24 protein-coding genes are annotated in these 21178 nt (G+C 38.9%); 22 read left to right on the top strand and 2 right to left on the bottom strand.

Annotated features, from left to right (window positions below):
• Nucleotides 1–67: 67 nt before the first annotated feature.
• Complete coding sequence (locus tag B4F91_RS12855) at nt 68–955, bottom strand: LysR family transcriptional regulator (RefSeq protein WP_138577310.1); 888 nt, start codon at nt 953–955, stop codon at nt 68–70.
• Between the two features lie 114 nt (nt 956–1069).
• Between B4F91_RS12855 and B4F91_RS12850 the strand changes: the two genes are divergently transcribed.
• The 3 genes from B4F91_RS12850 to B4F91_RS12840 all read left to right on the top strand — a co-directional run bounded on the left by B4F91_RS12850 (nt 1070) and on the right by B4F91_RS12840 (nt 3565).
• Entirely contained in the window at nt 1070–2242 is a 1173-nt protein-coding gene (locus tag B4F91_RS12850) for an MFS transporter (RefSeq protein WP_004586485.1), read from the top strand.
• Nucleotides 2243–2396: 154 nt separating this feature from the next.
• On the top strand, nt 2397–3212 hold the full coding sequence (gene dkgB, locus B4F91_RS12845) for a 2,5-didehydrogluconate reductase DkgB (protein ID WP_286936553.1): 816 nt from the start codon (nt 2397–2399) through the stop codon (nt 3210–3212).
• Between the two features lie 65 nt (nt 3213–3277).
• On the top strand, nt 3278–3565 hold the full coding sequence (locus tag B4F91_RS12840; RefSeq protein WP_286936554.1) for a putative quinol monooxygenase: 288 nt from the start codon (nt 3278–3280) through the stop codon (nt 3563–3565).
• Nucleotides 3566–3679: 114 nt separating this feature from the next.
• On the opposite strand, the gene B4F91_RS12835 is transcribed toward B4F91_RS12840, so the two are convergent.
• Nucleotides 3680–4333 (bottom strand): DUF6058 family natural product biosynthesis protein, encoded by a 654-nt coding sequence (locus B4F91_RS12835; protein WP_286936555.1) that lies wholly within the window; start codon nt 4331–4333, stop codon nt 3680–3682.
• Nucleotides 4334–4505: 172 nt separating this feature from the next.
• On the opposite strand from B4F91_RS12835, the gene dapA reads away from it, so the two are divergent.
• The 19 genes from dapA to B4F91_RS12740 form a co-directional block, all read left to right on the top strand.
• Entirely contained in the window at nt 4506–5423 is a 918-nt protein-coding gene (gene dapA / locus B4F91_RS12830; RefSeq protein ID WP_286936557.1) for a 4-hydroxy-tetrahydrodipicolinate synthase, read from the top strand.
• A gap of 119 nt (nt 5424–5542) precedes the next feature.
• Nucleotides 5543–6238: a beta-ketoacyl synthase chain length factor gene (locus B4F91_RS12825; RefSeq protein ID WP_095206597.1), complete on the top strand. Its 696-nt coding sequence runs from the start codon at nt 5543–5545 to the stop codon at nt 6236–6238.
• Nucleotides 6231–7016, top strand: a complete 786-nt coding sequence (locus tag B4F91_RS12820; protein WP_286936559.1) for a lysophospholipid acyltransferase family protein — start codon at nt 6231–6233, stop codon at nt 7014–7016. Before B4F91_RS12825 ends, B4F91_RS12820 begins: the two co-directional genes overlap by 8 nt.
• Nucleotides 7013–7270, top strand: a complete 258-nt coding sequence (locus B4F91_RS12815) for a phosphopantetheine-binding protein (protein WP_004586478.1) — start codon at nt 7013–7015, stop codon at nt 7268–7270. Before B4F91_RS12820 ends, B4F91_RS12815 begins: the two co-directional genes overlap by 4 nt.
• A 22-nt stretch (nt 7271–7292) precedes the next feature.
• On the top strand, nt 7293–7538 hold the full coding sequence (locus B4F91_RS12810; protein WP_004586477.1) for an acyl carrier protein: 246 nt from the start codon (nt 7293–7295) through the stop codon (nt 7536–7538).
• Nucleotides 7539–8099: 561 nt separating this feature from the next.
• The gene (locus tag B4F91_RS12805) at nt 8100–9464 is read left to right on the top strand and encodes an AMP-binding protein (RefSeq protein ID WP_288635823.1); all 1365 of its coding nucleotides are present in this window, start codon (nt 8100–8102) and stop codon (nt 9462–9464) included.
• Nucleotides 9448–9813, top strand: coding sequence for a hypothetical protein (locus B4F91_RS12800; protein WP_064387199.1), 366 nt, complete (start codon nt 9448–9450; stop codon nt 9811–9813). Before B4F91_RS12805 ends, B4F91_RS12800 begins: the two co-directional genes overlap by 17 nt.
• Nucleotides 9806–10555, top strand: a complete 750-nt coding sequence (locus B4F91_RS12795; RefSeq protein ID WP_004586473.1) for a glycosyltransferase family 2 protein — start codon at nt 9806–9808, stop codon at nt 10553–10555. Before B4F91_RS12800 ends, B4F91_RS12795 begins: the two co-directional genes overlap by 8 nt.
• On the top strand, nt 10545–11504 hold the full coding sequence (locus tag B4F91_RS12790; protein ID WP_029771996.1) for an acyltransferase: 960 nt from the start codon (nt 10545–10547) through the stop codon (nt 11502–11504). Before B4F91_RS12795 ends, B4F91_RS12790 begins: the two co-directional genes overlap by 11 nt.
• Before the next feature lies 1 nt (nt 11505).
• On the top strand, nt 11506–13050 hold the full coding sequence (locus B4F91_RS12785) for an HAL/PAL/TAL family ammonia-lyase (protein ID WP_039037438.1): 1545 nt from the start codon (nt 11506–11508) through the stop codon (nt 13048–13050).
• A complete protein-coding gene (locus B4F91_RS12780; protein WP_096042938.1) occupies nt 13043–13471 on the top strand; it encodes an acyl-CoA thioesterase in 429 nt (142 codons plus the stop codon). Before B4F91_RS12785 ends, B4F91_RS12780 begins: the two co-directional genes overlap by 8 nt.
• Nucleotides 13472–13485: 14 nt before the next feature.
• A complete protein-coding gene (locus tag B4F91_RS12775) occupies nt 13486–14007 on the top strand; it encodes an outer membrane lipoprotein carrier protein LolA (RefSeq protein WP_286936567.1) in 522 nt (173 codons plus the stop codon).
• A 29-nt stretch (nt 14008–14036) separates the two neighbouring features.
• A complete protein-coding gene (locus B4F91_RS12770; protein ID WP_286936568.1) occupies nt 14037–16283 on the top strand; it encodes a transporter in 2247 nt (748 codons plus the stop codon).
• Between the two features lie 4 nt (nt 16284–16287).
• Entirely contained in the window at nt 16288–17526 is a 1239-nt protein-coding gene (locus B4F91_RS12765) for an NAD(P)/FAD-dependent oxidoreductase (RefSeq protein ID WP_064387203.1), read from the top strand.
• Entirely contained in the window at nt 17514–18101 is a 588-nt protein-coding gene (locus B4F91_RS12760; protein ID WP_286936569.1) for a DUF3261 domain-containing protein, read from the top strand. The genes B4F91_RS12765 and B4F91_RS12760 overlap by 13 nt, the downstream gene beginning before the upstream one ends.
• Complete coding sequence (locus B4F91_RS12755; protein WP_286936571.1) at nt 18101–19270, top strand: beta-ketoacyl-ACP synthase; 1170 nt, start codon at nt 18101–18103, stop codon at nt 19268–19270. Before B4F91_RS12760 ends, B4F91_RS12755 begins: the two co-directional genes overlap by 1 nt.
• On the top strand, nt 19263–19718 hold the full coding sequence (locus B4F91_RS12750; protein WP_273606123.1) for a hotdog family protein: 456 nt from the start codon (nt 19263–19265) through the stop codon (nt 19716–19718). Before B4F91_RS12755 ends, B4F91_RS12750 begins: the two co-directional genes overlap by 8 nt.
• Nucleotides 19715–20440 carry a 3-oxoacyl-ACP reductase FabG gene (gene fabG / locus B4F91_RS12745; protein WP_273586322.1) on the top strand — a complete coding sequence of 242 codons (726 nt, stop codon included), beginning with the start codon at nt 19715–19717 and terminating at the stop codon, nt 20438–20440. Before B4F91_RS12750 ends, fabG begins: the two co-directional genes overlap by 4 nt.
• The coding region (locus B4F91_RS12740; RefSeq protein WP_288635822.1) for a beta-ketoacyl synthase N-terminal-like domain-containing protein at nt 20440–21178 on the top strand (739 nt) is incomplete at its 3' end. The genes fabG and B4F91_RS12740, both read left to right, overlap by 1 nt.

Here is a 21178-nt window from a genome sequence, read left to right as displayed (position 1 = left end):
AGCTATCAACACGTTTTTCCAGCCACAATATAGATTACTTAATTAAACGTTTGGTATAAAACGTCACTTACAATTTCAGCAGTGGTTTTATAAAGTCTAAAAAGGCCATTATACGCGACGATACAGCACTGTTTTTGTAATACACCGCTTGCACAATTTCGCGGTTGTTTGGCGTGCTGATACTTCCTGGCAGTATTTCTATTAGCTTGCCTGATTTTAAATCATCACCAATCATAAAGTGCGAAAGCAGCGCCACCCCTTGGTTTGCCAAGCATAGTTGGCGTACAGTTTCGCCGCTACTTGCGGTTAGGCCAAAATTTAAAGCTGTGGGCGATTTTAGCGGCCAGTTATTAAGTTTGGGCGAGTCGGTAAAGCCAATGAGTTTATGCTGAGTTAAGTCGCTGGTGTGCGAAATAGTCGGTGTATGTTTAAGGTAACTAGGGCTTGCAACTAAATGCAATTTACTTACGCCGAGCTTTTTTGCATGTAGGTTGGAGTCTTTTAACTCGCCTATACGAATTGCTAAGTCGGTTTTATGTTCGAGCAAATCTATAATGCTGTCGTGGGAGGTTATATCGAGCGTAATGTGGGGATATTGTGTATTAAATTCAGCAATTAAAGGTACCAATTGGTGTAGTACAAAGGGGCTGGCTGCATCAATACGTAATTTTCCACTAGGGGCTTGTTTTAAAAGCTTTATTGCCTCTTCGCCGGTTTGTAAGGTGTTTAAGCCATCGCGAGCATATTTAATAAAGGTATGGCCCTCTTCGGTTAGCTCTAATCGGCGAGTGGTCCTATTTAGTAATGTACATTGTAACGTGTTTTCAAGGCGAGACACGGCCCGCGACACTTTTGCTACTTGCTGATCAAGCAAATTAGCTGCTGCTGAAAAACTTCCGCTATCTACTACCGTTAAAAACATTTCTAAGTCTTCGGTTTTTGCATGCTGAGCCATACGTGAGTACCTTACTTTTGCATTAATTACAAAAGTATTTTGTCACTAATGCTATTTTTTGCAAACACATTTTTAGTCAAACTGTAAGTCTTAACTAATAATGAGGATTTAATTATGCCATTGGCTTTGTGGGCGCTCACCTTAAGCGCATTTGCAATAGGAACAACCGAGTTCGTAATAGTGGGATTAGTGCCTACTATTGCAAACGATTTAGGCGTAAGCCTACCTTCAGCGGGTTTGCTAGTTAGTTTATATGCAGTAGGGGTTGCCATTGGTGCACCAGTACTGACCGCACTAACTGGGCGTTGGAACCGTAAAATTGTACTAATAAGCTTAATGGGCTTATTTGTTTTAGGTAACTTACTTGCATGGCAAGCGCCTAGTTACGAAACATTAATACTAGCGCGTATTTTAACAGGCTTGGCTCACGGGGTGTTTTTCTCAATTGGCTCAATGATTGCCACAAGCTTAGTAAGTAAAGATAAAGAAGCCAGTGCTATTGCTATTATGTTTACCGGACTTACTGTAGCGCTAGTGACGGGTGTGCCACTAGGCACTTGGATTGGCCAACACTTTGGCTGGCGAGCAACGTTTTTAGTGGTGTCGGTACTGGGTTTAATCGCTTTAATTGGCAGCGCTATTTTAGTACCAAAAAACTTAAAACAGTCTATTCCGGCAACGTTTAAAGAGCAGCTTCAGGTTATTGTTAAACCGCGCTTATTACTCGTATATTTAATGACAATTTTAGGTTACGGCGGCACGTTCACTGCGTTTACTTACTTAGCACCTATTTTAGAGCAAGAAACAGGTTTTGCTCCTTCAGCGATTGGTTTAATCATGCTGGTTTACGGTGTATCGGTAGCCATTGGTAATATTTGGGGCGGAAAACTGGCTGATAAACGTGGCCCAATTAGCGCACTGAGTATTATATTTAGCGCGCTGACAATTATTTTATTGGCTTTTACTTTTACGATGGAGTCAAAAGTAGCGGCCGTACTGACTATTCTAGTTTGGGGTGCATTTGCGTTTGGTAACGTACCAGGCTTACAGCTTTATGTCGTAAAACAGGCGCAAAAGCATACTCCTAATGCGGTAGACGTCGCATCGGGCTTAAACATAGCAGCGTTTAATATTGGTATCGCCCTGGGCTCAATTATTGGTGGCAGTGTAGTAGAGGGCATGTCACTTCAAGATACCGCTTGGATTGGCGCAGCAATTTGTGCTCTAGCATTAGTAGTAACTCGTTACAGTGGCATGCTTGATAAGCGAGAAGTGAAACAAGCATAAAGTATTCTGCTAAGGTTGAAACTTAAATTTATGACCTCATTACCTGTATTGAGGTCATAATTTTTAGGTGACAACACAAAAGAAGTAAAAGGTGTATTTCGTAAAACTTTAAACAGTTTGTATTTTTAACCGATTATTTTATAAGGATAGAGCCATGACACAACGTGTAATAGAAATGCCAGATTTAGGCATGGGAACATTCCGTTTAGAAGGCGATACCGCCTACAATTCAGTAAAAATGGCGTTAGAAGTGGGGTTTCGTCATATTGATACTGCGCAAATTTATGGTAACGAAGAGCAAGTAGGCCAAGCCATAAAAGACAGCAACATTCCGCGCAGCGAAATATTTTTAACCACCAAAGTGTGGAACAACAAGCTTAACAAAACTGACTTTATTGCCAGCGTTGAAAAGTCACTTGAAAAATTACAAGTAGACTCTGTTGATCTACTGCTTATTCATTGGCCTGCGCCTTCAAATGGTGAGCCAATGAGTGAGTACCTAACTGAGCTTTTAAAAGCTAAGCAGCTTGGTTTAACAAAACATATTGGCGTATCTAATTTTACTATTGCCAATTTAAACGAAGCAATGCAAACACTTGATTCGCGTGAAATATTTACTAACCAAGTTGAGGTGCATCCGTATTTAACCAATACTAAGCTACGCGCTTTTTGTGCCCAGCACGACATTCACGTTACAGCGTATATGCCATTTGTAGTTGGTAAAGTACTAAAAGATCAAACTATTATTGATATTGCTAATAAGCATGAGGCATCACCAGCGCAAGTAGTTATTGCATGGATTAATGCCAACGGCATGACCACTATTCCATCGTCAACTAAGCGTAAAAACTTAGAAGATAACTTTAATGACCATGTTAAATTAGACGCTGAAGACATTGCTCGTATTGACGGACTTGATTGTGGCGACCGCCAAGCAACGCCTGATTTTGCGCCGCAGTGGGATCAGTAATAAAATACGCAAAACAACATTAGGTGTAGCAAAGCTGCACCTTTATTTTTTTAAAAGGACTCCGTATGTTAACGGTAATTGCCACTATAGCGAGCAAAAATATCGACGCAGAGGTTGTTTTAACTGCGCTCGAAAATCTGCAAAAGTATTCACGTAAAGAAGTGGGTTGTTTGCGTTACGAGTTGTCGGTTAAACGAGACTCAGACAATACCGAGTACCTTGTAAGTGAGCAGTGGGCGTCGCAAGAACACTTTGAAGCTCATAAACAAGAGCCTCACTACAAAGCATTTGGTACCCAAGTTACCGGGCTTGTAACAAGCAGTAATGTTGATGTGTACAACACCATCGGCTAGTAAAAAGCACTCTTATTAGTTAATGAGTAAAATACAGTGGCGGCGTAAGCATACATCGCCATTTGCGTTACTTAGTCTTTTAAATACCCACCTCGTATTAAAACCTCAGCCATTTTATTTAATCGATAAATCGTACTTTAAAATAAGTGCATCTATGTAACGGGCACGTAATGTGTGTTGTTTTTCGTGATCGGCGCCGTGGCCTAATGCTTTATTGAGTAATTTCATCGCGGGGTGAAGCTGCGTACGCTCTTGTTGATTTAAACTTCCTTTAGTGCGCAATTCAGTAATATCGTCTACCAGCAAGCGACCTATATCCACACATACTATTTCGTCAATTAAACCGTTTTGTGTCAGTACGCCGTATTTGCTGCATAAAAACTGTTGCCACACTTGCTGTAAATGCTCGTCTATTTCGCAGCCAAATAATTCTTCATTAAAAATAAAACCTTGCTGGGCAAGTTTACTCAGGCTTGCCGTGTACTGCTGCGCAAAGTAATTAAAGGCATTGCTTGAGGATTCAATTTTTTGTTTTATTAGCCCTTGCCCCCAATTTACACAGCCGCGCGGGTAATAGTCATCGTACTCTTCACATTCATACAAACCAGAGTACGAGCTGCAACTTAATTGGCTTTTTATACAATAACTTGGTTTAGGAAAAATACTTTGCTGCTGCCATGTATCTAGTTGCTCGGCATCAATATTTAAAGCATGGCAAAGCTCATTGGTGTTATAAAAATGAGTGGCTAAGTAGTCAGATAAACGCATAATGGCTCGCTTAAAATTAAAAATACAAACACTGTTTAAATGTACAGTATTTGTATTTTGTATTATCAAACTAAATAACACAAGCCATTTTACGTTTATTATTCGCTTAGGCCTGCAAAAATGCGTGCAAGTATGTTACAAATAGCGCAAGTTTTATAAATAATGAATTTTTATGCGCACCCTAGAACAAATTAAACAAGCAAGCTTAATTACCGCCATTAAAACCCCATACTTAGCGAATGGTGAAATAGATTTAGCAAAGTACGATGAACTCGTCGAAATACAAATTGCAGCGGGTGTAGATGGCATTGTGGTTGGTGGTACAACCGGCGAAGGCCAGCTAATGAACTGGGAAGAGCATTTAATGCTTATCGCGCACAGTGCAAATAAATATGGCGATAAGCTCGTGATTGTAGGGAATACGGGTAGCAATAATACCCGCGAAGCTATTAAAGCCACTAAGTATGGCTTTGCAAGTGGTATGCATGCCGCGCTGCAAATTAACCCATACTATGGCCGCACTTCTATTGCCGGTGTTAACGAGCACTTTAAACGTGTACTCGATATAGGCCCTGCGTTTATTTACAACGTAGCAGGGCGCACAGGGCAAGATTTAACCCCTGATATTATTGAGCCATTAGCAAAACACCCTAATTTAATTGGTGTAAAAGAATGTGGTGGTAACGAGCGTATTGCCCATTACGAACAGCAAGGCATTGCGTGTTGGTCAGGTAACGATGACGAAGCACACGATGCACGCCACACACACAATGCACACGGTGTTATATCGGTCACATCTAATCTTATACCAGGGTTGTTCCGCCAGTTAATGGATACTAAAAATGATGCGTTAAATACCTCATTACAACCTTTAATGAACTGGCTATTCTGCGAGCCAAACCCGATTGCAATAAACACCGCAATGATGATGACAGGCGCGGTAAATCCCGTATTTAGATTACCGTATGTGCCACTGAGCGATGAGCAACAAGCACAAGGCGAGGCCTTAATAAACGACCTTAACGTTGATGATATTGTGGGCAACAAAGCTAAGTGTATAAAACAAAGTGATATTGCTTTGCTTTCTTAGGTTATATGAGCCAGCGCTGAACAGTTAGTAAGTGCTGGCATTTATTTAATGAATATTTTACTTTTATTGCTAATATCGGTAAAATTCTCGCCCCCTTACTTACTAAATAACGTTTATTTGTGAAATTTGTTGTTGAACAACTCGCTACATGGATTAAGCCTGAACAGCGACAAAGCCCCTCTGAAAATTGGTACGACTCATCACCAATTACATTAAGTTGGGTACCTGCAATGCAGCGCAGAAGAATGACACCATTTGTAAAAATGGTTTTACATACTGCGCACCAGGTTACAAATGATAAAGGGTATGAAAACATGCCTGTTATTTTTTCATCACGCCATGGCGATTTCCATAAAACAGCTAATTTATTAGGAGAGCTTGGTGAGAAACAACCTCTATCTCCGACAGGCTTTGGTTTAAGTGTGCACAACGCTGCGATTGGTATGTATAGCATTATTAGCGGTAACACCCAACCTATGAACGCTATCGCAGCGGGTAAGGATAGCTTTGCTTGCGCTTTGATTGAAGCATATATAAAGTTGGTTGAGTATAAACAACCACATATATTACTTGTGCATACAGATGAGTCACTCCCAGAGCCGTACACAACATTTGTTGATGAGGCACAAATAACACATTCTATTGCGTTAGTTATACGTTTAGCTACAGAAAAAGAAGCTCATTTTAGTTTAACTAAACAAGCCACTAACAATAGCGAACAAACAACTACTCCTTTAAGTTTAGAGCTTGCTAAAGCAATGTTTAACAAACAAAGCGCCAGTGCTAATGGTTGGTTGTTAACACACTATGCTTAATACAATAATAAGAGTAATAGGCCTTGTTTGGCGCATTATAGCCACTGGCCTTTGTTTTAGTGTATTTGGTTTAGGTGGGCTATTTTTAGCCTTACTACTATTCCCCGTTCAACGTTTATTTCAACGCTGTCCTGTAAAGCAAAAAGAAAATGCGCGTACGGTAGTGCATTATAGCTTTAAATTTTTTGTCGCTTTAATGCATCACACTGGCGCTATCCGTTTTCATATTAAAGATAAAGCCCATTTAGCTAATTTGAAAGGCGAGCTTGTTTTGGCTAATCACCCATCACTTATTGATGTTGTGGTACTTATATCGGTTATTAAAAATGTTGATTGCGTTGTAAAAGCACACCTTTTTAAAAACCCTTTTATGCGTGGTGTGATAAAAAGTACAGGTTATATAAGCAATGAAGACCCGCAAGAATTATTAAAAGAATGCGAGCAAACACTAAAAAGAGGGAATAACTTAATTGTTTTTCCTGAGGGAACACGTTCAGTACCTCATAATTCGCTTAAATTTAAAAGAGGGGCTGCAAATATAGCCCTTAGATGTCATGCCCCTATAACCACCGTATTGATTAAAATGAAACCTAATACGTTAACTAAAGGGACGCCTTGGTACAAAGTAGCCCCATACCAAGCGCATTTTTCTATGCAACTAGCACCACATTCTTTCAAAAGCGATATTATTTATACAAGCGACGTACCTGCAATACAGTCCCGCCAGCTTACGAAAGGCTTACAACAATACTTTACAAAAGAGCTTAGCTATATATGAGTGAATTAAAACAACAAATTAAACAATTGATTATTTCGAGCCTAGATCTTGAAGATATGACCACTGCCGATATAAAAGACGACGAGCCTTTATTTGTAGATGGTTTAGGGCTAGATAGCATTGATGCGCTAGAGCTCGGGCTTGCTATCAAAAAAGAATTCGACGTAAAAATTGATGCAAATTCAGAACAAACTAAAGCGCATTTTGCGAGTGTTAACTCTTTAGCGCAATTTATAGAACAATCACGTACTTAATTAACACACACTAGGAATAATAATGAAAACCGCTGCTGAAATTTATGATGTATTACACGGCATTTTAGAAAATGAATTTGAAATAGATGCTGAAGATATCTCTTTAGAAGCTAACCTGTACGAAGATTTAGACTTAGACAGTATTGACGCTGTAGATTTAGTTGTTAAGTTACGTGAAATTACAGGTAAGAAAATTGAGCCTGACGCATTTAAACAAGTTCGCACTGTGCAAGATGTTGTATCTGAAATAGAAAAGCTCGTTAAATAAGCATGTTTAAGGCATTTTTAACAGCGTTAATAATGATTTTTTTAACCTGTTACCCTTTCATTGTTTATATAGGGCTGACACGTTTCAACAGTTATTTACTCACTGTGATTTTATTAACACTGTTAATAATAAGGCTTTGGTTAAGCAAGCCTTTATTAGCTAAAATGCCATGGATAAAGCCAGCCTCACTACTGGGAATTTTAGCTATTGGCTTATCAAAAACGATGGGCAGTGATTTTGGTATTCGGCTTTATCCGGTTATTGTAAATACTGTTATGTTTTTTGTTTTTGCTTACTCGCTTTTTAAAGGTCCAAGTATCATAGAAACGTTTGCGCGTATCACTGAGCCAAAGCTTGATAAAAGAGCTATTTCGTACACTAAAAATGTAACTAAAATATGGTGCGTTTTTTTTGTTTTTAACGCCAGTATAGCGTTATACACTAGTGTGTTTACAAGTCTTGATGTGTGGGCATTTTATAACGGTTTTATTGCATACATTATTATGGGTGTTTTATTTGCAATAGAGTGGTTAGTAAGGAAAAAAGTAAAAAGGAATGCAGGTGTTTAATACTTTAGATAACGCAAGCATAAATATTCGATTTAATCATAATGGCTCAGCGTTATCTGAGCGTCAATTTGTTAATGATATTAATCAAGTTTTGGCTAAAATTCCGCAATCGCCTACTAAAGCATCGGCAGTGCTTTTCAACAGTAGTAGCTATGATTTTGCTGTAAACCTTTTTGCATTGGCGCATAAAGGCTGGACTATAATTTTACCGCCTAATGGTCAAAGCGAAACACTCAATGCGCTTTTAGAGCAAACCCCTTACTATTTGGGCGATAGTGATTTGGTCGAGCATGCGACTACGCCATTTGAAAATATTGGTAATTTAACAACGACACCTAACTACACACCGTTCAATAAAATTGCTTGGCCGAGTGAAGGTAACCTTGTTTTTTATACTTCTGGCTCTTCAGGTCAAGCTAAGCCTATTTTTAAATCGTGGCGAGTGCTTAATAAAGAGATAAAAACGCTCAACAGTACGTTTGCTTTAAAACGTAACCCTGTATTTATTGCCAGTGTTTCGCATCAGCATATTTACGGTTTGTTATTTAGAGTGTTATGGCCGCTTAGCAATAACCACATAATTGATACAGACTTGCTTAACTACCCCGAGCATATTGCTACTAAACTTAAAACAATTACACAGGCCGTGTTTATATCCAGTCCGGCACAGCTAAAGCGGCTGCATCAAGATAACGTTTTAATAGAAGAAAAGTCACATTTACAGTGGGTTTTCTCATCCGGTGGGCCGCTTCAAAATGAAGACGCTGTCACTTTAAATAAACAGCTAAATAAACCCATTACTCAAGTATTTGGCAGCACCGAAACTGGCGGAATTGCATATCGTCAGGTTGTGTCTTTAGAGAACGTTAGTCATTGGCAACCATTTTTAGGGATCACATTACACAGTACCTCTGAACAACGATTAGTGTTGAATTCGCCTTTAGTTGAGCAAACAAACTATTTATTAGATGACCGAGGTACATTATTTAAAAATGGCCGATTTGAATTACTAGGTCGTTTTGACCGTATTATAAAGCTTGAAGAAAAACGCTTAAGCCTTGACGAACTAGAGCTACATTTATGCAAAAGTGAGTGGGTACAGGAAGCTAAAGTAATAACGCTAAATGGGAAACGTTTAGTATTAGGCGCTGTTATAGTGCTTACACATAAAGGACAAGCATATTTAAACGCCAATGGAAAGTTAGCGACTAATACGCTTTTAAAAACACATACATTGAATCGTTTTGAAGGGATCTGTACGCCTAAAAAATGGCGTTTTCTAAATCATTTACCCTACAACACGCAAGCTAAAATAAATTTAAAAGTATTGGAGTCTCTTTTTGTCAAAGCTGATTAACACAAAGCCTGAACTTGTTAACTGTGTATCGTCAACACAGAGTCATTGCCTAACGCTTTTTATACCGCCAAGTTTAGATTATTTTAAAGGTCACTTTAGTCAAGGCCCTATTTTAGCAGGTGTAGTGCAGCTCGATTGGGCCGTAAATGCCGTGCGAAAATACTTTAATGTTACACGTGAAGTAAAAGATATTGAAGTGCTTAAGTTTCAGGTTGTTATTACCCCTGGTCTAACAATTAAATTAACTGTAGAAGAAAAGCCTGGCGGTAAGTATGGCTTTTCGTATCAATCAGATAAAGGCCAACACGCCTCAGGGCGTATAGTGTTTAAAAGTGATACAGATGAATAATTTTTGTATTGTTATACCTAATTTTAATCATGTAAGTGTTATTGATGAAGTACTTGCAACGTTAACTGAGTATACGCTGCCAATAATAATGGTTGATGATGCCAGTAGTGTGCAGGCTAAATCTCTTTTTGCTACTCTTGAGAAAAAATATGCCCACCTCACTCTTATATCGCATGAGCAAAATGAAGGCAAAGGCGGTGCGGTACAAACAGGATTGCGCTGCGCGTATGAGCAAGGTTATAGCCATGCAATACAAGTAGATGCAGATGGGCAACATAATTTATCAGATATCAAAAAGTTGATTGAGCTTTCAAACACACACCCACAGGCATTAATTAGTTGTTGCCCAGTGTATGATGAATCGGTTCCTAAGCACCGTTACTTAGCACGTTATTTAACCCATGTGTGGGTATGGATAGAAACGCTCAGCTTTAAAATTGTGGACTCAATGTGTGGTTTTAGAGTCTACCCTTTAAATGTGACTAATAAGCTTATAAGTGAGGTTAATCTCGGTAAGCGTATGGACTTTGATCCAGAAATACTGGTTAGGTTATATTGGCGCAACGTTCCATTTGTTTTTTTACCAAGCCAGGTTATTTACCCAGAAAATGGCTTGTCACACTTCCAGCCACTCCAAGATAATGTGCGTATTTCGTGGTTACATACGCGTTTATTTTTTGGCATGCTGCTTCGTTCACCTGTTTTACTATGGCATAAATATAAGAGACGTTATGGCCGTTAAACATTGGTCTAAAATGCAAGAGCGAGGTAACTTTTTAGGTATACAAATATTACTATTTGCCCATAAAGTACTTGGTCGTAAAGGGCTGTGGGTTATTTTGTTCCCGGTTGTTTGCTATTTGTTTATTACCGGTAAAGTTGCACGCGCGGCTTCTAAGCAGTTTTTAGTCCAAGTTAATAATTACAATAATGTTGAGCGTAAAGTAACTTTTAAACAACAGCTTATGCATTTTTGTAGTTTTGCCGATAGCGCCCTTGATAAAATTGATGGTTGGCTCGGTCGAATTTCAAAAAAGGATATCCAATATACTAATGAACAGCTGTTTATTGATTTAAATGAGCAACAGCAAGGGGCCATTTTTATTGGCTCTCACTTGGGTAACCTTGAGGTATGTAGAGCACTGAGCCAGCATCGCAGCAGTAAAAAAATTAATGTGCTTGTATTTACTCATCACGCTGTTGAATTTAATAAAATGCTTAAAAAAATTAACCCCGCGGTGTCGGTTAACTTAATTCAAGTGAGCGATATGGGGCCTGATCTAGCTATTTTATTAAAAGATAAAGTAGAGCAGGGTGAAATAGTCGTTATTGTTGGTGATAGAACAAGCGCTACAACGGGTGAGCGATCAACACGTGTTGAGTTTTTAGGTAAGCCAGCATCTTTTTCTCAAGGGCCTTTTATATTAGCTGCATTATTAGATTGCCCCGTTTACTTTTTATTTTGCTTAAAAGATAAAAAAACAAAAAAGTATCATGTGATTTTTGAACATTATAGCCAAACATTAAAAATACCCCGCTCACAAAGGCAAGGTCTATTAACCACTGTAATTACAGATTTTTCTGCACGTTTAGGCTTTTATGCCGCGCGGTATCCTTATCAGTGGTTTAATTTTTATGATTTTTGGCAAAACGATCAGCAAGTAGAACGCAGCAATGCAAAGGAGAAGTAGAGTGTCAGCTCAGGAAGTACAGCTTTTTGGAAACCAACAACTTTCTATTGAAGATATTGTTAATATTGCACATCAAAATACTCAGGTGCAATTAAGTGGCTGCGAGCAATTTAGCGCAAAAATTGATAGCGCGCTTAGCTTTTTAGACTCTCTACTCAAAGAAGATGGTGTGATTTATGGGGTAACTACAGGCTATGGTGACTCAGTCACGGTTCCTGTACCACTTAACTTAGTTGATGAGCTACCATTACATTTAACGCGCTTTCATGGTTGTGGACTAGGCGATGTGTTTAATAAAGTACAAGGGCGTGCAATTTTAGCTACGCGCTTAGCATCACTTTCACAAGGCTATTCTGGCGTAAGCTGGGAAATGCTTAATCTTCTCAAAGACTATTTAAACCTTGATATAGTACCTGTTATTCCTCAAGAAGGTTCGGTAGGCGCTAGCGGTGATTTAACCCCACTGTCGTATGTAGCAGGTGCTATGGTTGGTGAACGTGATGTTTTTTACAAAGATAAAATACTTAACAGCGCACAGGTAATGCAAGCGGCTGGTTTAAAGCCTTTAACGCTTCGCCCAAAAGAGGGGCTTGCAGTTATGAATGGTACAGCTGTGATGACCGCACTGGCTTGTTTAGCGTTTGATAGAGCCAATTACTTAGCAAAACTTGCAAGTAGGATTACTGCATTGTCTAGCCTTGCTCTTAAAGGTAATAGTCATCATTTTGATGAAATTTTATTCTCTGTTAAGCCTCATCCTGGGCAGCAACAAGTTGCTAAATGGATACGAGATGATTTAAACCATCATGACCATCCTCGTAACGCTGATAGACTGCAAGATAGGTACTCTATTCGCTGTGCACCACATGTTATTGGTGTATTGCAAGATAGTTTGCCATTTTTTAGGCAGATGATAGAAAACGAGCTTAACTCTGCAAACGATAACCCCATTATTGATGGCGAGGGTGAGCATGTACTTCATGGTGGCCATTTTTATGGCGGCCACATTGCAATGGCAATGGATAGTATGAAAACGGCGATTGCAAATCTGGCAGATTTAGCCGACAGGCAAATCGCTTCATTGGTCGATACTAAATTTAATAATGGATTACCATCAAATTTATCAGACAGTGAGGCTGAACGTCGTTACATAAATCATGGCTTTAAAGCCGTGCAAATAGGCGCCAGTGCCTATACTGCTGAAGCGCTTAAGTTAACGATGCCTGCAAGTGTATTTTCTCGCTCTACTGAGTGCCATAATCAAGATAAAGTAAGTATGGGGACTATTGCCTCACGTGATTGTTTGCGTATTTTACAGCTTACAGAGCAGGTTATTGCAAGTACGTTACTAGCAAGTATTCAAGGGGTGAGGCTGCGTATTAAACAAGGCGAACTCGAATTTTCAAGTTTAACTGCAGATATGCAAGCGATGTATACTGACATAACTCATTATTTCGAAAACCTAACTGAAGATAGGCCAATGGAAGCGGTACTTAGACAAACCATTAGTTATATTCAAGAAAAACGTTGGGCTTTATATGAATAGTAAAGGCGCTTTGCTAACTCATGAAGTGGAAATTGAAATTCCATTTCATGACTGCGATCCGATGAATGTTGTATGGCATGGTAATTACCCTCGCTACTTAGAGGTGGCTCGCTGTGAGTTACTGCGATTATTTGATTACGACTATCCTCAAATGATGGAGTCGGGTTATGCGTGGCCAATAGTGGATATGCAAATTAAGTACGTGGCATCCGCCATATTTACCCAAAAAATTAAAGTGACCGCGCATTTAAAAGAGTTCGAAAACCGATTAAAAATTGATTATGTAATTACAGATGCCATAACGAATAAGCGTATTACTAAAGCGACTACCACTCAAGTTGCTGTTGAGATATCGACTAAAGAAATGCAGTTTGCCTCACCAGCGGTGATAGTTGATAAGCTTGCAAAAATACTTAGCTAATATTGGATGATGCTATGAATTATTTAAAAAATTGTGTGTTTGTTAGTGCTCTTTATTTTGTTTTTTTTAGTGCCAGTTTATTAGCTGCTACGACAGTTTCGGGTGAATTTAAGCAATTAAAGCATTTTGCCGGTTTCTCTAAACCATTCATCTCTAAAGGGGAGTTTACACTTGAAGGGGAAAAGCTGCTTTGGTATGTAAAAACACCAGTGCAAAGTACATTACTAATCGAGAATGGCCAAGTATTTGTGAAAAATAAAGAGGGTGAGCTTACTCCTCAGCCTGGCAGCGAGCAGTTTGTAGGCTTATTAACTGACTTACTCGCATTAGATATGAAAGCCTTATATGCGCGGTTTGATGTAACAAATCAAACAGGCTGTTTATTATTAAAGCCAAAAGATATGCTATTAAAACAGCTGTTTAGCCATTTTATTCTTTGTGAAAATAACCAGCGTGTACAAAGTATAACCTTAAATGAGCACTCGGGTAGCAACACAGTAATAGAGTTTTCTTATGCAAATACACCTAATAATTAATAAGTGTAAGTAACCTTCGGAAAAGTGATGTGATTAAACGTATTAGTGTACTTATTACATGGTTTGGTTTTTTAGCTGTTTTACTTTGTGCTGCTTTGTATATCACTAAGCCTGTATTAAATGCTGATATGTTTAGTTTATTACCAAAATCACATTCTCAATTGGCGTACGGCGAAGAGGTCTTTTTTAAAAAAAATGCAAACCGTATTATGTTTTCATTTACTGGTGATGGTAAAAACTTAGCACATGACGAGCTTAAATCATGGCTGTTAAAACGTGATATAAAAAATAGCTTTGAACTGCCAAGCATTGTGCAGTTATCTTCAGTGTTCTCTGCGTATCAACATGCGCTGCTTAGCGACAATTATAAAAATAGTATGGTTGATAAAGCACAGTTTGAGTCATTTTACCTTACTCAATTAAATCAATTAGGAAACCCTTTTGTAAGTGCCACCCTAAAAGCCGATATTAGTTTAAGTCTTGCTGCATTTATAGGCGATAATTTAAAACAAAGTCAGTTATTCTCTTTAAAAAATGAGCGGTTAACGCGCCGTTTAAAGCATACTGATTATGCTGTTATATTGGCTACCATTCCTAACAATAGCCTCCCAATTGATGAGTCTATTAAGCTTGCGAGCAGCATTAAAAATAAGCTTGAAAGTTTAAATGATACGTACCCACAGACCACTATTCGCTATTCAGGTGCTCTTTTTCATACAGCTGAAAACGCTCAGCAAGCTAAGTATGAAATGAGCTTATTTGGTGGCCTTAGTGTAATCGCATTACTTTTAATGGTGTTTTGGGTATTTAGGCAAGTCAGTAGCATTTTGCTTGCAAGCTTAACTGTACTTAGTGCACTGGCTGGTGGTGCTACGGCCATGGTATTTGTGTTTAATTCGATTCATTTGTTAACACTAGTTTTTGCTGTAACCCTAATTGGTATAGCTATTGATTATGCATTTCATGCGATGACTGATTTAGCGTATGGCAACAGTTTTTACCAAAGTAGTGGGTTAAGTAAAGGCACAAAAACAGCTTTGCTTTTATCTTTTATTACAACAGGCCTCGGCTATAGCTGTTTATTAGGTGCGCCAATTTCACTTTTATCGCAAGTAGCAGTGTTTGTAATTGCTGGGCTTGCGAGCGCCTGGTTATTCACATTAATTATATTACCTATCTGGCAATCTAAGCTTGTACTCTCTGAGCGAAGTTTGATTAAAAGTCAGCAGTTATTAGGTTTAATGGTGCGCTTTAACCGTTGTAAGCAATCGGTTTTACTCGTATTGGGGCTGGTGTTAATGTTTTTGTTTTATCTTAAACCCATTTCATTTAACAACGATGTACGTTTACTAAATGCAAGCCCACAGCAACTAATACTTAATGAGCAAAAGCATTTAACTTTATTGGGACAGTTAGATGCCCACATTGTATTTTTATTTGCATCAAATGCTGAACAACTAATGCAAAAGCAAGAGCGACTAATAGATGATTTAAAGCGTATTAACCCACATCTTAAACACAATGCTATTAAGCGTTGGTTACCTAGTAAGCGCACGCAAAAAAATAATTTAGCGCTCTTTAACGGGGCTGTTAAAAACGATGTGTTAATTATCACTGAAAAATATACAGGGATAAAAGTTGAGTCAGCTAACACAGAACTTTTGAGTTACGACGCTTTAGCAAATAGTCATTTTTCAGCACTTTTAAATGCACAAATGTTTGTTGAGCCTAATAAGGCTGTTACTTGGTTTTCTGTATCGGGAATATCCACGCACGCGTTAACTTCTAGCGTTAATGCTTATGAAGATGCGTTTATATATAACAAGCCTGAGCAAATCAGTAGCCTACTTGAAAACTACAGCCAGTATTTATTGCTTACATTGGGCGTGGCCATTGTTATTTGCTTTGTTTTATTTAGCTATAAATTTGGCCTTCGGATTGGCACTGTGCAGGTGATAACATTAAGTGCCAGCCTATTGACTATGCTTTGGGTATGTAATGCAGCGCAAGGCAGTATCTCAATTTTTAATCTGCTAGGTGGCTTACTCATTATTGGCCTAGCCATAGATTATTTAGTGTTTTACCAAATTAACAACTTAACGGCGGTAAATGTATTGGCCATTAGCTTGTCGGCCACCTCTTCGATGTGTGTATTTGGTATGCTCGCCTTTTCAGATACCCCCGCCATTTTTAGTTTTGGCCTTACTGTTATGGTAGGGATTTTAGCCGTATATATTTTATCTCCATTAAGTGTATTAAAGTCTCAAAAGGAATAATAATTTGAACAACCTTGAGCAGTATGATGTTGTGGTTATAGGAGCAGGGCCTTCAGGTGCACTTGTAAGTAGCTTATTAGTACAAAAAGGCTGGAAAGTGCTGGTGCTAGAGCAACAAGTATTTCCTCGTTTTTCAATTGGCGAAAGCTTATTACCTCAATGTATGGAGTATTTAGCTGATGCTGGGCTAGTTAACACAATACATGAACATGCAGATGAGCTTGGCTTTCAATTTAAAGATGGTGCTGCGTTTCATCGTAATGGCCAAAATACAGCTATAAATTTTACTGAAAAATTTAGCCTAGGCCCGGGTACTACTTTTCAAGTTAAACGGGCTGATTTTGATAAGCTGATTGCTGATAGAGCGCAGCATCAAGGCGTTGAAATTCGCTATCAGCATAGTGTTATTGGTTTTACTGATGAAGCTGCTAGTGCGACGCTGCAAGTGCAAAATAATAAAAATCAAACGTATGATGTAAGGGCTAAGTTTGTACTTGATGCGAGTGGTTTCGGCCGAGTTTTACCAAAGCTTTTAAATTTAGAAAAACCTTCTACTTTTCCTGTGCGTAGTGCTTATTTCAGTCACTTTAATGATGGCATTACTGACGAGCTGTTTGATAGAAATAAAATTTTAATAACCGTTCACCCTAAATTTAATGATGTTTGGTATTGGCTCATCCCCTTTAGTGATGGCACGTCCAGCATTGGGGTTGTTGCAAAGCAAACACGCTTTAATGAGAGTAGTGAAGCTGACACCTTAAAACAGTTTATAGAGCAAGACCCTTACTTAAAAAAACTTTTAGCTAATCGCGTACCTATAACACAAGCGCGTAGCATTAGTGGTTACTCTGCTAATGTATGTACGCTACATGGAAAGCATTTTGCTTTACTAGGCAATGCGGGTGAATTTTTAGATCCGGTGTTTTCATCTGGGGTGACTATTGCTTTAAAGTCTGCACACTTAATTGCCCCCCTTATTGATGATTATTTAAATGGAGAAGTGATTGATTTTGAGGAATGTTACGCCGAGCCATTGCAGGCAGGAGTTGATTGTTTTAAAACCTTTGTTAAAGGTTGGTACGATACCCGATTTCAAGACGTTATTTTTTATTCAGAACAAAACTCGCAGGTTCGTGAAATGATCAGTGCTATTTTAGCGGGTTACGCATGGGATAAAAATAATCCATTTGTTGCTCAAAGTGAGCGTCGTTTAAATGTATTAGCGCAGCTATGTCAAAATTAATCCCAGTTATTGAGGCTCATATCAGACACTTTTTAAAATGTACTTTTATAGCTTTAGTGTGTGTTTGCATAACAGCATGTAGTAGCACATATAAAAGCAGTGAGCGTGTTGATATTTCTGCAGCCACTACACTTGATATTTCGCATGTGCCTGTACAAATGTTTGATCAAAATTGGCAGCATGTTTTAGATATTCAAAACAATGAGAAAGAGCATACATTATTAGCACAATTAGAAATAAACAAGCAGGGTACTATCAACTTATTGTTAATGACTACACAAGGTTTACCTATTTTAAAGCTTGAGAAACTAAATAACCAACCACCTAATGTTACTAAAATGATAGTCGGTGTTGATTTAGACCCAGCTTATATATTGGCAGATATTGCCTTAGTGCATTGGCCTGTATTATTTCTTAATGAGAAAATATCTGGGGCGATTATAAAGCAGATAGCCACACAAAGGCGTGTAGTAAAAAATAACCGCTCGATTATTACAATAAATTATAGCGATAATAAAACAGTACTAAATAATAGTGAGCGACATTATCAAATTACATTTGAGAAGGTAAACTAGTGACTTTTTGGTTAAATGATTTAGGCATTGTAAGTGCAATGGGCAAAGGCGTTGAAGATACAATTATTAGCCTAAATAACTTACAAAATAATGAAGCCCCACAGCTTTTAAAGACAAAAGATTTAAGCACAGAGGGTTTGCCATTTTATATTGGGCACGTGGACTGCGTTCCTCTAAATCAAAAGCACCGTATTGATACGCTAATTGATATAGCCCTTGAGCAAATATCCCCAACACTTAAGCGTTTTTCACATATTGATAAATCACGAATTGCTGTTGTGGTAGGTACAAGTACATCTGGGGTGCATGATGGCGAACAAGCTCGAGCTGAACACGACAGTTCAGGTGTGTGGCCAAGTGACTTTTTATATGCTGATCAAGAACTTGCTACTCCTTCGCATTACATAGCCGAAAAAGTAGGGGCGTTAGGTCCTTGTTATAGTATTTCAACGGCATGTACCTCAAGTGCTAAAGCTCTCATTAGCGCAAAAGCTTTAATAACTGCTGACTTAGCAGACGTTGTAATTTGTGGTGGCGTAGACAGCCTTTGCAAACTTACCATTAATGGATTTAATGCCTTGGCATCAATGAGCACTGGAATGTGTAAGCCTTTTTGCGATGACAGAGATGGTATTAATATTGGTGAGGGTGCTGCGTTATTTGTCATGAGTAAAGAAGCACCGTTAGAAAATGGCGTCATGTTTTTAGGTGGTGGTGAAAGCTCTGATGCTCATCACATTTCGGCGCCAGACCCTAGCGGTAATGGTGCAAAATCGGCAATGAAAGCAGCTCTGGCCGTTGCTGACTTATTACCTAGTGATATTGACTATATAAATGCACACGGCACAGCAACAATTAAAAATGACGAAATGGAAGCCCTTGCAATTAATAGTGTGTTTGGCAACAATACACCGCTGAGCTCCAGTAAGTACTTAACTGGGCACACTTTAGGTGCAGCTGGTGCAATTGAAGCAGGTATTTGTTGGCTGTTGCTCAGAGGGAGAGGAAATATTACTTTGCCTTTTAATAAATGCACACACAGAAATAAGCTGGCAGATGTTAACGTTATTGAGCAAGCTAGCACGGTTAAATTAAATTACTGTCTATCTAACTCATTTGCGTTTGGTGGTAATAATGCCAGTTTGATTTTAGGTACTCATAATGAATAATTATTCTATAGAGCAGGTTGTACCCCATGATGCTCCTATGATCTTAATAGATCAGTTAGTTGAATACAGCGATGAAAGTGCAACCTGCTCTGTGACTATTACACCCCAAAGCCCTTTTTATAATGAGCAAATTGAGGGAGTGCCAAGTTATATCGGTGTTGAATATATGGCCCAGTCTATAGCTGCCTATGCTGGAGCATTAGCTAACGATATTAATGAAGCGGTTAAAATTGGCTTTTTGATCGGCACGCGAAAATATAAAACACATCAGACTATGTTTTATAAAAACAGCACCTTAACTATTTATGTTCACAAGCTTTACCAAGAAGAATCTGGTTTAAGTGTGTTTGAATGCCAAATAAGTGAAAATAAAAAAATACTGTGTGATGCAAAAATAAATGTATTTCAGCCAGAAGAACCGCTGGAATTTATAAGAGAAAACCAATGAATAAAAGAATTTTAGTGACCGGCTCTAGCCGGGGTATAGGTAAGGCTATTGCACTTAAACTTGCAGCTCAAGGCTATGACATTACTGTTCATTGCAGAACTGGTTTAGAGCAAGCTCAGCAAACATGTGCAGAAATACACGCACTTGGACAAAGCACTACACTACTACAATTTGACGTATGCGATAGAGCAGCGGCAAAGCAACAAATTGAGCAAGATATTACAAACAATGGTGCTTACTATGGTGTGGTGTGTAATGCGGGCATTACCAACGATATGGCTTTTCCGGCAATGCAGGGCGATGATTGGGATAGCGTAATTAGAACTGGGTTAGATGGCTTTTATAATGTTGTGCACCCAACAGTTATGCCCATGGTACAAACTCGTAAAGGTGGGCGCATTATTACTATGGCTTCAGTGTCGGGTATTGCGGGCAACAGAGGGCAAGTAAATTACAGCGCAGCGAAAGCAGGTATTATTGGCGCTACCAAAGCCCTATCGCTGGAACTAGCTAAGCGAAAAATTACTGTAAATTGTGTAGCGCCTGGTTTAATTGAAACAGCAATGACGGATGAGCTTCCGGTTACTGAAATGATGAAAATGATTCCACTTAAACGTATGGGAACAGTGAACGAAGTGGCTGGTACGGTTGCATTTTTAATGTCTGATGATGCTGCTTACATCACTCGCCAAGTTATTTCGGTTAACGGCGGGATGGTTTAATGAAACGTGTTGTTGTTACAGGGATGTCGGTTATAACCGCATTGGGCGATGATTGGGATGAATTTAAAAGCGCCTTGATTAAAGGTGAAAATGCAGTTGTAACAATGCGTGAATGGGATAAGGCTGATGGGCTTAATACGCGCTTAGCTGCCCCTGTCACCCATTTTGAAAAACCTAACCATTATAAACGTAAGCAAATACGCTCAATGGGGCGAGTGGCACTTATGTCCACACGTGCAACTGAGCGTGCGCTTGAGCAAGCTGATTTACTTGAACATAAAAGTCTTACAGATGGCTCTACCGGTGTAGCATATGGCTCATCCACCGGCTCGACACCGCCGCTTCTCGCATTTGCAAATATGTTGGAAAGTGGCTCAATGTCTGGAGTCACAGCTACAAGCTATATTCAAATGATGGCACATACAGCGCCAGTAAATGTAGGCGTATTTTTTGGCTTAAAAGGACGAGTGATCACCACAAGTTCGGCATGTACGTCTGGCTCGCAGGGTATTGGCTACGCCTATGAGGCAATTAAATTTGGTCGTCAAAAAATAATGGTAGCAGGGGGGGCAGAAGAACTTTGTATTACCGAAGCAGCTGTATTTGATACGCTGTATGCTACAAGTATTAAAAATGACTCCCCTAAAAATACGCCTCGCCCATTTGATAAAAACCGTGATGGCTTGGTTATAGGAGAAGGTGCCGGTACTTTAATACTTGAAGAGTATGAGCATGCTA

It is taken from the genome of Pseudoalteromonas sp. UBA6610, from assembly GCF_002433295.1.
Lineage (GTDB): Bacteria > Pseudomonadota > Gammaproteobacteria > Enterobacterales > Alteromonadaceae > Pseudoalteromonas > Pseudoalteromonas atlantica.
The sequence above is the reverse complement of the archived record's forward strand: the minus strand, read 5'-3'. Positions and strand labels throughout refer to the sequence as shown.

What these genes read in the sequence shown, in the direction of transcription:
- B4F91_RS12750 (WP_273606123.1), top strand. Translation starts at nt 19,263, where the DNA reads ATGAATAATTATTCTATAGAGCAGGTTGTACCCCATGATGCTCCTATG.
- fabG (WP_273586322.1), top strand. Translation starts at nt 19,715, where the DNA reads ATGAATAAAAGAATTTTAGTGACCGGCTCTAGCCGGGGTATAGGTAAG.
- B4F91_RS12840 (WP_286936554.1), top strand. Translation starts at nt 3,278, where the DNA reads ATGTTAACGGTAATTGCCACTATAGCGAGCAAAAATATCGACGCAGAG.
- B4F91_RS12810 (WP_004586477.1), top strand. Translation starts at nt 7,293, where the DNA reads ATGAAAACCGCTGCTGAAATTTATGATGTATTACACGGCATTTTAGAA.
- B4F91_RS12790 (WP_029771996.1), top strand. Translation starts at nt 10,545, where the DNA reads ATGGCCGTTAAACATTGGTCTAAAATGCAAGAGCGAGGTAACTTTTTA.
- B4F91_RS12760 (WP_286936569.1), top strand. Translation starts at nt 17,514, where the DNA reads ATGTCAAAATTAATCCCAGTTATTGAGGCTCATATCAGACACTTTTTA.
- B4F91_RS12815 (WP_004586478.1), top strand. Translation starts at nt 7,013, where the DNA reads ATGAGTGAATTAAAACAACAAATTAAACAATTGATTATTTCGAGCCTA.
- dkgB (WP_286936553.1), top strand. Translation starts at nt 2,397, where the DNA reads ATGACACAACGTGTAATAGAAATGCCAGATTTAGGCATGGGAACATTC.
- B4F91_RS12795 (WP_004586473.1), top strand. Translation starts at nt 9,806, where the DNA reads ATGAATAATTTTTGTATTGTTATACCTAATTTTAATCATGTAAGTGTT.
- B4F91_RS12835 (WP_286936555.1), bottom strand. Translation starts at nt 4,333, where the DNA reads ATGCGTTTATCTGACTACTTAGCCACTCATTTTTATAACACCAATGAG.
- B4F91_RS12855 (WP_138577310.1), bottom strand. Translation starts at nt 955, where the DNA reads ATGGCTCAGCATGCAAAAACCGAAGACTTAGAAATGTTTTTAACGGTA.
- B4F91_RS12780 (WP_096042938.1), top strand. Translation starts at nt 13,043, where the DNA reads ATGAATAGTAAAGGCGCTTTGCTAACTCATGAAGTGGAAATTGAAATT.
- B4F91_RS12850 (WP_004586485.1), top strand. Translation starts at nt 1,070, where the DNA reads ATGCCATTGGCTTTGTGGGCGCTCACCTTAAGCGCATTTGCAATAGGA.
- B4F91_RS12775 (WP_286936567.1), top strand. Translation starts at nt 13,486, where the DNA reads ATGAATTATTTAAAAAATTGTGTGTTTGTTAGTGCTCTTTATTTTGTT.
- B4F91_RS12820 (WP_286936559.1), top strand. Translation starts at nt 6,231, where the DNA reads ATGCTTAATACAATAATAAGAGTAATAGGCCTTGTTTGGCGCATTATA.
- dapA (WP_286936557.1), top strand. Translation starts at nt 4,506, where the DNA reads ATGCGCACCCTAGAACAAATTAAACAAGCAAGCTTAATTACCGCCATT.